Raw genomic sequence first — 12279 nt, 5'->3', positions numbered from 1 at the left:
CTTGATTTCCTGGACTTGGATAAGGTGTTATTCATCTCATTCAATCAAATTTGTCACTAAACTGCTAGAAAGTCTTTTGTAGGTAAACTGCTAGCTATAAAAGTCTTTACTGGCCTAGAATAATAAAAAGGAGTAAACAATATGTCTATTGTTATCGGTGCAGATGCTGCAGGTTTGAGATTGAAAGAAGTTGTGAAAGACTTCTTGGAAAAAGAAAACTTCCACGTTGTGGATGTTACAGCTGAAGGTCAAGACTTTGTTGATGTGACTCTTGCTGTTGCTGCAGAAGTAAACAAAGAAGAACAAAACCTTGGTATCGTGATTGATGCTTATGGTGCTGGTCCATTCATGGTCGCAACTAAAATCAAAGGAATGGTTGCTGCAGAAGTTTCAGATGAACGTTCAGCCTATATGACTCGTGGACACAACAACTCACGTATGATCACTATGGGTGCACAACTTGTTGGTGATGAATTGGCTAAAAATATTGCTAAAGGTTTTGTTAACGGTAAATACGACGGTGGTCGTCACCAAATTCGGGTCGATATGTTGAACAAAATGTGCTAATTAGATTACAGTAAGAAAGGTAAATTAAAAATGAGAATTGCAATTGGATGTGACCACATCGTAACAGATGAAAAAATGGCGGTTTCAGAATTTTTGAAATCAAAAGGATATGAAGTTATCGACTTTGGTACTTATGACCACACACGTACTCACTACCCAATCTTTGGTAAAAAAGTTGGTGAAGCCGTTACAAGCGGTCAAGCTGATCTTGGGGTGTGTATCTGTGGTACTGGTGTTGGTATCAACAACGCTGTAAATAAAGTTCCAGGAGTTCGTTCTGCCTTGGTTCGTGATATGACAACAGCTCTTTATGCAAAAGAACAATTGAACGCCAACGTTATTGGTTTTGGTGGTAAAATCACTGGTGAATTGCTCATGTGCGACATCATTGAAGCTTTCATCAATGCTGAATACAAACCATCAGAAGAAAATAAAAAATTGATTGCGAAAATCGAGCACGTTGAAACTCACAATGCTCATCAAGCAGATGCAAACTTCTTTACAGAATTCCTTGAAAAATGGGATCGCGGTGAATACCACGACTAAGAGGTGACGCATGATTTTAACAGTCACAATGAATCCATCCATTGATATTTCTTATCCTTTGGATGAATTAAAAATTGACACTGTCAACCGTGTGGTGGACGTGACCAAGACAGCTGGTGGTAAAGGTCTCAATGTTACACGAGTTCTTTCAGAATTTGGTGATTCTGTTGCTGCTACTGGTTTGGTCGGTGGTAAACTTGGAGAGTTTTTAGTAGAGCATATTGACGATAAAGTAACGAAACGTTTCTTCTCTATCCAAGGTGAAACACGTAACTGTATCGCTATTCTTCACGGAGACAATCAAACTGAAATTCTTGAAAAAGGTCCTGAGGTTCAAGAAAAAGAAGGACAAGATTTCTTGGCTTATTTCAAAGAACTTCTTAATACTGTAGAAGTAGTTGCTATCTCTGGTAGTCTGCCAGCAGGCCTTCCAATTGATTATTATGCGAGATTGGTAGAGCTTGCTAATCAAGCAGGGAAACCAGTTGTTCTGGATTGCTCAGGTGCTGCCCTTCAGGCGGTTCTTGAATCACCACATAAACCAACAGTTATTAAACCAAATAACGAAGAATTGTCTCAGCTTCTTGGGAAAGAAGTTTCTGAGGATTTGGATGAATTAAAAGAAGTTCTTCAAGAGCCACTATTTGCAGGAACTGAGTGGATAATCGTTTCGCTTGGTGCAAATGGTGCTTTTGCAAAACATGGTGACACTTTCTACAAGGTAGATATTCCAAGAATTCAGGTAGTGAACCCTGTTGGATCTGGAGATTCTACTGTTGCAGGGATTTCATCAGGACTTCTTCATAAGGAAACTGATCAAGAACTCCTCATCAAGGCAAATGTCCTTGGTATGCTCAATGCTCAAGAAAAAATGACAGGTCATGTCAATATGGCCAACTATCAAGCTCTATATGATCAATTAATAGTAAAAGAGGTATAAAATGGCTTTAACAGAACAAAAACGTGCACGCTTAGAAAAACTTTCAGATGAAAATGGCATTATCTCAGCTCTTGCCTTTGACCAACGTGGCGCTTTGAAACGCCTCATGGCCCAATACCAAACAGAAGAGCCAACAGTGGCTCAAATGGAAGAACTTAAAGTATTGGTTGCAGATGAATTGACAAAATACGCATCCTCTATGCTTCTCGACCCTGAGTATGGACTTCCAGCTACAAAAGCTCTTGCACCAAATGCTGGTCTTCTCCTTGCTTATGAAAAAACTGGCTACGACACAACAAGTACCAAACGCTTGCCTGACTGTTTGGATGTTTGGTCTGCCAAACGCATCAAAGAACAAGGTGCGGATGCTGTCAAATTCTTGCTTTACTATGACGTAGACAGTTCTGACGAACTCAATCAAGAAAAACAAGCCTACATCGAACGCATTGGTTCTGAGTGTGTGGCGGAAGATATTCCATTCTTCCTTGAAATCCTCGCTTACGATGAAAAAATCGCTGACGCTGGCTCTGCTGAATACGCAAAAGTAAAACCACACAAGGTTATCGATGCTATGAAAGTCTTCTCAGACTCACGCTTCAACATCGATGTCTTGAAAGTGGAAGTTCCAGTCAATGTCAAATACGTTGAAGGTTTTGGCGATGGTGAAATCGTGCATACTCGTGAAGAAGCAGCAGCCTTCTTTAAAGCACAAGATGAAGCAACTAACTTGCCATACATCTACTTGAGTGCTGGTGTATCAGCTAAACTCTTCCAAGATACTCTTGTATTTGCCCATGAATCAGGTGCAAACTTCAATGGTGTTCTTTGTGGCCGTGCTACATGGGCCGGATCAGTTGAAGCTTACATCAAAGATGGTGAAGCAGCAGCTCGCGAATGGCTACGCACAACTGGATTTGAAAACATTGACGAACTCAACAAAGTTCTCAAAACTACAGCGACTTCATGGACTGAACGTGTGTAAAATCTTCCTCCTAGTTTAGGAACATGAATCTAAAAAAATTTTTAAAAAAGTTATATGTAAAGGTTTACAAAATAACTTACTTGTGCTATACTTAAATCACAAGTTAATACAAGGTGAGTGTTACTAAGTAATATTAGGCATGATCACAGATGAATTAGAAAATAGTAGATTTTCTAATCTCATTTGTGGTCATTTTTTGTACTCATATACCTTTAAGATATAAAAGGAGGTTGACATGTATCGAATTCTAAATCCAATGAATCACAATGTTTCACTTGTCAGAAATGATAAAGGAGAAGAGGTGATTGTAATTGGTAAGGGGATTGCATTCGGAAAGAAGAAGGGGGATTTGATTGCTGAAAATCAGGTTGAGAAAATCTTTCGGATGAAGACCGAAGAGTCAAGAGAAAACTTTATTGCTCTCCTCAAAGATGTTCCGCTTGATTTTATCACAGTGACCTATGAGATTATTGATAAGCTTTCTAAGAAATATCATTATCCGATTCAAGAGTATCTCTACGTAACCTTGACAGATCATATTCACTGTTCCTATCAAGCCCTAACACAAGGAAGGTACAAGGATAGCAATCTACCAGATATTTCTGCCAAGTATCCTGTAGCTTTTAAAATTGCAAATGAAGCATTTGAAATTTACCGTCAGAAACTAGCGGATCATTTTCCTGAGGACGAAATTATTCGGATTGCTTATCATTTCATCAATGCCGAAGGTGAGAATGAAGTGGAAGTTGTTGAGTCGATTGATAAGAGGAAAGAAATTCTCAGGAATGTCGAAGAAGTGCTGAAAAGTTACGCTATTCAACGAACCAAAAAGAATAACCATTTCTATGATCGCTTTATGATTCATTTGAATTATTTCTTGGATTATTTAGACCGTTCCAGAGATGATAACCAATCACTTCTGGATATGGAAGATCATATTAAACAATCCTATCCAAAAGCGTTCGAGATTGGTTCCAAAATCTATGATGTGATTACACAACATACGGGTCTTGATTTGTATAAGAGTGAGCGAGTTTATCTAGTTCTACATATCCAACGTTTATTGTCATAAAAATTTAATTAAAAATACATAAGGAGAATTCTATCATGAATAGAGAAGAAGTAACATTGTTAGGTTTTGAAATCGTAGCCTATGCTGGCGATGCTCGTTCAAAACTATTGGAAGCCTTGAAGGCTGCTGAAGCTGGCGATTTTGCGAAAGCTGATACTCTCGTGGAGGAAGCGGGTGGTTGCATCGCGGAGGCACACCACGCGCAAACAAGTCTATTAACTAAGGAAGCTTCAGGTGAGGACTTAGCTTATAGTGTAACCATGATGCATGGCCAAGACCACTTGATGACAACTGTCTTGTTAAAAGATTTGATGCACCATTTAATCGAACTCTACAAGAGAGGAGTTAAGTAATGAACAAACTAATTGCTTTTATCGAGAAAGGAAAGCCTTTCTTTGAGAAACTATCTCGTAATATCTATCTTCGTGCTATTCGTGATGGTTTCATTGCAGGTATGCCTGTTATTCTCTTCTCAAGTATCTTTATCTTGATTGCTTTTGTTCCTAACTCATGGGGCTTTAAATGGTCTGATGATGTTGTTAATCTCCTCATGAAACCTTATAGCTATTCAATGGGGATTCTGGCTCTCTTGGTAGCTGGTACAACAGCTAAGTCATTGACCGACTCAGTTAACCGTAGCATGGAAAAAACCAATCAAATCAATTATATGTCAACACTGTTGGCAGCGATTGTTGGTTTGTTGATGTTGGCAGCTGATCCTATCGAAAATGGCCTAGCTACTGGATTCTTGGGGACAAAAGGGTTGCTTTCGGCATTCCTTGCTGCCTTTGTTACTGTAGCCATCTATAAGGTTTGTGTTAAGAACAACGTTACCATTCGTATGCCTGACGAAGTTCCACCAAATATTTCACAAGTCTTTAAAGATGTGATTCCATTCACTCTATCTGTTGTTTCTCTTTATGCTCTTGATTTACTAGCTCGTCATTTTGTTGGAGCCAGTGTAGCTGAATCAATCGGTAAATTCTTTGCACCATTATTCTCTGCTGCTGATGGTTATCTAGGTATTACCATTATCTTTGGGGCCTTTGCCTTCTTCTGGTTTGTGGGTATCCACGGTCCTTCCATTGTCGAGCCTGCAATCGCAGCTATTACCTATGCAAATGCCGAAGTCAACTTGAACCTTCTCCAACAAGGGATGCATGCAGATAAGATTCTTACTTCTGGTACACAAATGTTTATCGTTACCATGGGTGGTACGGGTGCAACACTGGTTGTTCCATTCATGTTCATGTGGTTAACAAAATCAAAACGTAACCGTGCAATCGGACGTGCTTCAGTAGTTCCAACTTTCTTTGGTGTAAATGAACCAATCTTGTTTGGTGCACCGCTTGTATTGAACCCGATTTTCTTTATTCCATTCATCTTTGCGCCAATTGCTAACGTATGGATCTTTAAATTCTTCATTGAGACGCTTGGCATGAACTCATTTACTGCCAACCTTCCTTGGACAACACCAGGTCCGCTCGGTATTGTTCTCGGTACAAACTTCCAATTCTTGTCATTTGTACTTGCTGCTTTGTTAATTCTTGTTGACGTAGCCATCTACTATCCATTCCTCAAGGTTTATGATGAACAAATTCTTGAAGAAGAGCGTTCAGGTAAAGCCAATGATGAATTGAAAGAAAAAGTAGCAGCAAACTTCAATACTGCCAAAGCAGATGCGATTCTTGAAAAAGCAGGTGTAGAAGCAGCGCAAAACACAATCACAGAAGAAACAAATGTTCTCGTTCTCTGTGCAGGAGGAGGTACAAGTGGTCTCCTTGCAAATGCTTTAAATAAAGCAGCGGAAGAATATAAAGTTCCTGTCAAGGCAGCAGCTGGTGGCTATGGTGCTCACCGTGAAATGTTGCCTGAGTTTGATCTGGTTATCCTTGCTCCTCAAGTTGCTTCAAACTTTGAAGACATGAAGGCCGAAACCGACAAACTTGGTATCAAACTTGCTAAGACAGAAGGTGGCCAATACATTAAATTGACTCGCGATGGAAAAGGCGCTCTTGCCTTTGTTCAAGCGCAGTTCGAAGAATAAAATGTAAATAGCGAAGAAGTGAGATGGAGGAACTCCTCCCAACTATACCCCCATCTCATTTTTATTTCTTGAAAGGTGAATCAAATGACAAAAACACTTCCAAAAGACTTTATTTTTGGCGGAGCAACAGCAGCCTACCAAGCAGAAGGTGCTACACATACTGATGGTAAAGGGCCAGTCGCCTGGGACAAATACCTCAAAGATAACTACTGGTACACTGCTGAACCAGCCAGTGATTTCTATCACAAATACCCAGTTGACCTCAAACTTGCAGAAGAGTATGGTGTCAATGGTATCCGTATTTCAATCGCTTGGTCACGTATCTTTCCAACGGGTTATGGGAAGGTTAATGACAAGGGGGTTGAGTTCTATCATAATCTATTTGCAGAGTGCCACAAACGGCATGTTGAGCCCTTCGTGACTCTTCATCACTTTGACACGCCAGAAGCACTTCATTCAAACGGAGATTTCCTGAATAGAGAAAATATTGATCACTTTGTGGATTATGCAGCCTTTTGTTTTGAAGAATTTCCTGAAGTTAACTTTTGGACGACCTTTAATGAAATTGGACCGATAGGAGATGGCCAGTATTTGGTTGGGAAATTCCCTCCAGGTATTCAGTACGACCTTGCCAAAGTCTTCCAATCTCATCACAATATGATGGTGTCGCATGCGCGTGCAGTAAAACTTTTCAAGGATAAGGGATATAAGGGGGAAATTGGTGTGGTTCATGCCCTGCCTACCAAGTATCCTCTGAATCCAGATAATCCAGCAGATGTTCGTGCAGCCGAGTTAGAAGATATTATCCATAACAAGTTTATCCTAGACGCGACTTATCTAGGACGATATTCTGAAGAAACCATGGAAGGTGTCAACCATATCTTAGCAGTCAATGGTGGAAGTTTAGATCTGCGTGAAGAAGACTTCGCTGTGCTAGAAGCTGCAAAAGACCTGAATGACTTCCTTGGAATTAACTACTACATGAGTGATTGGATGCAAGCCTTTGATGGCGAAACAGAAATCATTCATAACGGTAAGGGTGAAAAAGGAAGCTCTAAGTATCAGATTAAGGGAGTCGGACGCCGTGTAGCTCCAGATTATGTGCCACGTACGGACTGGGACTGGATTATCTATCCTCAAGGTTTGTATGATCAAATCATGCGCGTGAAGAAAGATTACCCAAATTACAAGAAAATCTACATCACTGAGAATGGTCTTGGATACAAAGATGAGTTTGTGGATGGGACAGTTTATGATGATGGACGGATTGATTATGTTAAGAAACATATGGAAGTGATTGCAGATGCAATCTCTGATGGAGCCAATGTCAAAGGCTACTTTATCTGGTCGCTGATGGATGTCTTTTCTTGGTCAAATGGTTATGAAAAACGTTACGGTCTCTTCTATGTAGACTTTGAAACTCAAGAACGTTATCCTAAGAAATCAGCTCACTGGTACAAGAAAGTAGCGGAAAGTCAGATTATAGACTAGTAGAATTAGTAATTAGATATAGAATTCTAGTGAGGCAAAAGATGTTCAAAGATTTTATCCAATCAATTTATGAAAAAGTTTATATTATCAATTTTGATAAATGTTCTCAAATACCTTGTTTGACTAATGAGGAGCTGAAAAATCTTGGGAAATGGTATGTCTCTACCGGTAAAGAATGGATTTGCCATTCAGACTATGAGCTGGAAGAATTTAAAAATATTTTTTTAAATTTTATTCGTCCTGAAGAACGGGATAATATCTCCTTTGATTCAGATTTTATGCCGTTTCAACAATCATAAAGAATCTAGGAAACTCTTTGTAAAAATCTTCATCAAAAAATGCGTCATATCAAGATTCTTATTTTCTTGATATGACGCATTTTATATTTTATCAATCCTCAGTTTTATGGTTTAGAAAGAATAATTTTTGTTTGTTTCGACAGTTCTTCAAATGTCTCCTGACTCAGTTTGGAATCTGAAACGATGGTATCAATTTCTGAGATATTGTAGAAAGTGTAAAAATCAAACTTATTAAACTTACTGTGGTCTGCCAGTAAGTATTTTTTATTGGCATTGTTCAAGGCGATTCGTTGTACCTCACCCTCTTCCTCACTGAAAGTAGCAATTGCCTTGTCCTTAATACCATTACAGCTAACAAATGCCTTAGAGAACTGAAGATTGGTCAAATCCTGTAAGGTAAGTGTCCCTACAAAAGCACCAGTGATAGAGCGATAATTTCCGCCAATCAAGATCAAATCTGTTAGTTTTCGTTCGTTTAGGATGAGAAAAACAGGAAGACTGTTTGTTACAACACGAATGTTATCGATAGGGAGCTCACGAGCAAAACATTCTAAGGTTGTTCCTGGTCCGATAAAAATGGTTTCACCTTCGTCAATCAAATGACCGGCAAAACGGCTAATTTCTTGTTTTTCAGCAATCTGCAAGCCTTGTTTTTCAACATTTGAGCGTTCGTTGTTTAAGAGAGAACCTGTACGAAGTTTTTCAGCGCCACCATGCACACGAACCAGCAAATCCTTGTCTGCTAGTTCTTGTAAATATCGGCGAGCTGTCATATCTGACACATCAAGACTCTCCATAATCTCTTTTACAGTAATAGTGCCTTTTGTGTTTACTGCTTCTAGAATACTATCTAGTTTTTCTTGCTTTAGCATCCTTATCACCTCGATTTCTACTATTATTATCTTACCATAAAACGCTCAATCAATCAAATAGAAAAAAACAAAATAAAACAAAAACAAAAATATCATGGCTGTTTTAAACAGACCATGATATTTTGAATGATTGGTCAAATTAGTCTAAACCGTAGTTGTAGTCATCATCTTGCATGGCTTCAACTTCACCAAGAAGGTAACCATTTCCGACTTGAGAGAAGAAGTCGTGGTTAGAAGTTCCTGTTGAGATTCCGTTCATGACGATAGGATTGACATCATCAGCTGAATCTGGGAAGAGTGGATCTTGTCCTAGGTTCATAAGGGCCTTATTGGCATTGTAACGAAGGAAGGTTTTAACTTCTTCGGTCCAACCAACACCGTCATAGAGGCTTTCTGTATAGCCCTCTTCGTTCTCGTAGAGAGTGTAGAGCAGGTCGTACATCCATTCTTTGAGCTTTTCTTGCTCTTCTTCAGGCAATTCGTTGAAACCAAGTTGGAATTTGTAACCAATATAAGTTCCATGAACAGATTCATCACGGATGATCAGTTTGATGATTTCTGCAACGTTAGCCAGTTTGTTGTTACCGAGATAGTAAAGCGGTGTAAAGAAACCAGAGTAGAAGAGGAAGGTTTCAAGGAAAACGCTGGCAACTTTCTTTTCTAGTGGGTTACCATTGAGATAGATTTCATTGATAATTTCAGCTTTTCTCTGAAGGTAGGGATTAGTGTTGGTCCATTCAAAGATTTCTTCAATTTCAGCCTTGGTATTCAAGGTCGAAAAGATAGAAGAATAAGATTTTGCGTGGACAGATTCCATAAACTGGATGTTGTTGAAAACAGCTTCCTCATGTGGTGTACGGATGTCTGCGCGAAGCGCCTGAACACCGGTTTCTGATTGCATGGTATCCAAAAGGGTCAAACCACCAAAGACTTTTCCTACCAAGTCTTTTTCTTTGTTTGATAGTTTTCTCCAGTCGTCTAGGTCATTTGACAAGGGGATACGAGTGTCGAGCCAGAATTGCTCTGTCAGCTTTTCCCAAGTTGATTTGTCGATGACATCTTCGATGGCATTCCAGTTAATGGCTTTGTAGTAAGTTTCCATTTGAAATCTCTTTCTGTATGTAATAATGCGATTGTCGAATCATCTCTATTTTATCATAGTCTGAGAAGAGTATCGCACAAAAAGTCGGAAGACCGACTTTTTAGTTTTTCATAGTATTTAAGATACTTATCAAGTTTTGTCTGGCGGGTAATTTAATCAGTAGTCTGAGAAAATGTGGTTGCCTCAGATAAAAATTAAATCACACAGCTTTCACATTGGTTAGCACCAACTTCCCCACCGTCGTCTGTAAAGGTACGGACGTAGTAGATAGACTTGATACCCTTGTTAAAGGCATAGTTACGAAGGATAGACAAGTCACGTGTCGTTTGTTTGTTTTCTTTCTTCCATTCGTAAAGACCTTTTGGAATGTCACTACGCATGAAGAGAGTGAGTGAAAGTCCTTGGTCCACGTGCTCAGTCGCAGCAGCGTAAACATCAATCACTTTACGCATATCCATGTCATAAGCAGAAGTGTAGTAAGGGATAGTATCTGTTGACAAACCTGCAGCAGGATAGTAGATTTTACCAATTTTCTTTTCTTGACGTTCTTCGATACGTTGCGTAATCGGGTGGATAGAAGCAGAAACGTCGTTGATGTAGCTGATAGAACCATTTGGAGCAACAGCTAGACGGTTTTGGTGATAAAGACCATCTGCTTGAACTTTTTCGCGAAGTTCAGCCCAGTCAGCAGCGCTTGGAATAAAGACATCTTTAAAGAGTTCTTTGACACGGTCTGATTTTGGAACAAACTCACCTGTCACATACTTATCAAAGTAGCTTCCGTTAGCATAGTCTGATTTTTCAAAGTTGTGGAAGGTGATGCCACGTTCACGGGCGATATTATTTGATTCCACCAAGGTCCAGTAGTTCATAAGCATAAAGTAGATGCTTGTAAATTCAATTGACTCAGGTGATCCGTACTCAATCAGTTGTTGGGCAAGGTAGCTATGAAGTCCCATAGCACCAAGACCAAAGGTGTGAGCCAAACTGTTTCCGTGGTCGATAGTAGGGACAGCTACGATATGCGAACTATCTGTAACGAAAGTAAGGGCACGAACCATAGCGCGGATAGAACGACCAAAGTCAGGTGAAGTCATCATGTTGACTACGTTGGTTGAACCAAGGTTACATGAAACGTCTGTTCCCATTTGAAGGAATTCTTGAGCATCGTTGATCAAGCTTGGTTCTTGAACTTGAAGAATCTCAGAACACAAGTTACTCATGATAATCTTACCATCTACTGGATTAGCACGGTTGGCTGTATCAATGTTGACTACATAAGGGTAACCAGACTCTTGTTGTAATTTAGAGATTTCTGTTTCCAAATCACGCGCCTTGATTTTTGTCTTGCGAATGTTTGGATTTGAGACCAATTCATCGTATTTTTCAGTGATGTCGATGTAGTTGAATGGCACACCGTATTCAAGCTCTACAGAGTAAGGGCTAAAGAGATACATTTCTTCATTTTTACGAGCCAATTCGTAGAATTTATCGGGTACTACAACACCAAGTGAAAGAGTCTTTACACGAACTTTTTCATCAGCATTTTCTTTCTTAGTTGAAAGGAAAGCGATGATATCTGGGTGAAAGACGTTGAGGTAGACAACCCCGGCACCTTGACGTTGCCCAAGTTGGTTGGAGTAAGAGAAGCTGTCTTCAAAAAGCTTCATAACTGGTACGACACCAGAAGCAGCACCTTCATAACCTTTGATAGGAGCTCCAGCTTCACGAAGGTTGCTGAGGGAAATTCCCACACCACCACCGATACGTGAAAGTTGAAGAGCAGAGTTGATAGAACGTCCGATAGAGTTCATGTCATCAGTTACTTGAATCAAGAAACAAGAGACCAATTCCCCACGACGAGCACGGCCTGCGTTCAAAAAGGAAGGAGTAGCTGGTTGGTAGCGTTGGTGGATGATTTCATTGGCAATATCAGTCGCGATCGCTTCATCCCCGTCAGCAAAGTAAAGTGCATTAAAGAAGACACGGTCTTCCATGCTTTCAAGGTAGTATTCACCGTCATTAGTCTTCAAGGCATATTGATTGTAAAACTTATAGGCAGCCATGAATGATTTGAATTGGAAGTTTTGGTCCTTGATAAATTGATGCAATTCTTCCAAAAACTCTGGACGGTATTTCTTGAGAAATGCAGTTTCGATGTAGTTGTGTTCAATGAGGTAGTTGATTTTATCAGTGATTGAATCAAAAACCATGGTATTTGGAACCACATTTTCTTTAAAGAAGGCATCCAAGGCTTCCTTATCTTTATGAAGCATGATTTGTCCATTAACAGGACGGTTGATTTCGTTATTGAGACGGAAGTAAGTTACGTCCTCAAGATGTTTTAATCCCATAAAATTT

The 12279-nt window shown here is 39.6% G+C and carries 12 protein-coding genes; 9 read left to right on the top strand and 3 right to left on the bottom strand.

The window, feature by feature from the left end; translation table 11 throughout:
* Positions 1-141 precede the first annotated feature (141 nt).
* The 9 genes from lacA to D8847_RS00210 all read left to right on the top strand — a co-directional run bounded on the left by lacA (position 142) and on the right by D8847_RS00210 (position 7944).
* Complete coding sequence (lacA, locus tag D8847_RS00250; RefSeq protein ID WP_000029277.1) at positions 142-567, top strand: galactose-6-phosphate isomerase subunit LacA; 426 nt, start codon at positions 142-144, stop codon at positions 565-567.
* Positions 568-597: 30 nt separating this feature from the next.
* Positions 598-1113, top strand: a complete 516-nt coding sequence (gene lacB / locus D8847_RS00245; protein WP_001216921.1) for a galactose-6-phosphate isomerase subunit LacB — start codon at positions 598-600, stop codon at positions 1111-1113.
* A 10-nt stretch (positions 1114-1123) separates the two neighbouring features.
* Positions 1124-2053: a tagatose-6-phosphate kinase gene (locus tag D8847_RS00240; protein ID WP_125840212.1), complete on the top strand. Its 930-nt coding sequence runs from the start codon at positions 1124-1126 to the stop codon at positions 2051-2053.
* Between the two features lies 1 nt (position 2054).
* A complete protein-coding gene (lacD, locus tag D8847_RS00235) occupies positions 2055-3035 on the top strand; it encodes a tagatose-bisphosphate aldolase (RefSeq protein WP_125840211.1) in 981 nt (326 codons plus the stop codon).
* A gap of 235 nt (positions 3036-3270) precedes the next feature.
* The gene (locus tag D8847_RS00230; protein ID WP_125840210.1) at positions 3271-4107 is read left to right on the top strand and encodes a PRD domain-containing protein; all 837 of its coding nucleotides are present in this window, start codon (positions 3271-3273) and stop codon (positions 4105-4107) included.
* A 35-nt stretch (positions 4108-4142) separates the two neighbouring features.
* Positions 4143-4460 carry a PTS lactose/cellobiose transporter subunit IIA gene (locus D8847_RS00225; RefSeq protein WP_125840209.1) on the top strand — a complete coding sequence of 106 codons (318 nt, stop codon included), beginning with the start codon at positions 4143-4145 and terminating at the stop codon, positions 4458-4460.
* A complete protein-coding gene (locus D8847_RS00220; protein ID WP_125840208.1) occupies positions 4460-6154 on the top strand; it encodes a lactose-specific PTS transporter subunit EIIC in 1695 nt (564 codons plus the stop codon). The genes D8847_RS00225 and D8847_RS00220 overlap by 1 nt, the downstream gene beginning before the upstream one ends.
* 84 nt (positions 6155-6238) lie before the next feature.
* Positions 6239-7645, top strand: a complete 1407-nt coding sequence (gene lacG / locus D8847_RS00215; RefSeq protein ID WP_125840207.1) for a 6-phospho-beta-galactosidase — start codon at positions 6239-6241, stop codon at positions 7643-7645.
* A gap of 41 nt (positions 7646-7686) precedes the next feature.
* The gene (locus tag D8847_RS00210; RefSeq protein ID WP_125840206.1) at positions 7687-7944 is read left to right on the top strand and encodes a DUF3884 family protein; all 258 of its coding nucleotides are present in this window, start codon (positions 7687-7689) and stop codon (positions 7942-7944) included.
* A gap of 104 nt (positions 7945-8048) precedes the next feature.
* On the opposite strand, the gene D8847_RS00205 is transcribed toward D8847_RS00210, so the two are convergent.
* From D8847_RS00205 to nrdE, 3 genes are all read right to left on the bottom strand, one after another.
* The gene (locus tag D8847_RS00205) at positions 8049-8816 is read right to left on the bottom strand and encodes a DeoR/GlpR family DNA-binding transcription regulator (RefSeq protein WP_125840205.1); all 768 of its coding nucleotides are present in this window, start codon (positions 8814-8816) and stop codon (positions 8049-8051) included.
* A 139-nt stretch (positions 8817-8955) separates the two neighbouring features.
* Positions 8956-9918, bottom strand: a complete 963-nt coding sequence (gene nrdF / locus D8847_RS00200) for a class 1b ribonucleoside-diphosphate reductase subunit beta (protein WP_125840204.1) — start codon at positions 9916-9918, stop codon at positions 8956-8958.
* 194 nt (positions 9919-10112) lie between these two features.
* On the bottom strand, positions 10113-12272 hold the full coding sequence (gene nrdE / locus D8847_RS00195) for a class 1b ribonucleoside-diphosphate reductase subunit alpha (protein WP_125840203.1): 2160 nt from the start codon (positions 12270-12272) through the stop codon (positions 10113-10115).
* Between the last annotated feature and the right edge of the window lie 7 nt (positions 12273-12279).

It is taken from the genome of Streptococcus mitis (assembly GCF_003942795.1).
In the GTDB taxonomy this organism is placed as follows: Bacteria; Bacillota; Bacilli; order Lactobacillales; family Streptococcaceae; genus Streptococcus; species Streptococcus mitis_BJ.
This window is presented reverse-complemented; position numbering and strand designations above follow the sequence as displayed.

What these genes read in the sequence shown, in the direction of transcription:
- D8847_RS00225 (WP_125840209.1), top strand. Translation starts at nt 4,143, where the DNA reads ATGAATAGAGAAGAAGTAACATTGTTAGGTTTTGAAATCGTAGCCTAT.
- lacB (WP_001216921.1), top strand. Translation starts at nt 598, where the DNA reads ATGAGAATTGCAATTGGATGTGACCACATCGTAACAGATGAAAAAATG.
- nrdE (WP_125840203.1), bottom strand. Translation starts at nt 12,272, where the DNA reads ATGGGATTAAAACATCTTGAGGACGTAACTTACTTCCGTCTCAATAAC.
- nrdF (WP_125840204.1), bottom strand. Translation starts at nt 9,918, where the DNA reads ATGGAAACTTACTACAAAGCCATTAACTGGAATGCCATCGAAGATGTC.
- lacA (WP_000029277.1), top strand. Translation starts at nt 142, where the DNA reads ATGTCTATTGTTATCGGTGCAGATGCTGCAGGTTTGAGATTGAAAGAA.
- D8847_RS00230 (WP_125840210.1), top strand. Translation starts at nt 3,271, where the DNA reads ATGTATCGAATTCTAAATCCAATGAATCACAATGTTTCACTTGTCAGA.
- D8847_RS00205 (WP_125840205.1), bottom strand. Translation starts at nt 8,816, where the DNA reads ATGCTAAAGCAAGAAAAACTAGATAGTATTCTAGAAGCAGTAAACACA.
- D8847_RS00210 (WP_125840206.1), top strand. Translation starts at nt 7,687, where the DNA reads ATGTTCAAAGATTTTATCCAATCAATTTATGAAAAAGTTTATATTATC.
- lacG (WP_125840207.1), top strand. Translation starts at nt 6,239, where the DNA reads ATGACAAAAACACTTCCAAAAGACTTTATTTTTGGCGGAGCAACAGCA.
- D8847_RS00240 (WP_125840212.1), top strand. Translation starts at nt 1,124, where the DNA reads ATGATTTTAACAGTCACAATGAATCCATCCATTGATATTTCTTATCCT.
- D8847_RS00220 (WP_125840208.1), top strand. Translation starts at nt 4,460, where the DNA reads ATGAACAAACTAATTGCTTTTATCGAGAAAGGAAAGCCTTTCTTTGAG.
- lacD (WP_125840211.1), top strand. Translation starts at nt 2,055, where the DNA reads ATGGCTTTAACAGAACAAAAACGTGCACGCTTAGAAAAACTTTCAGAT.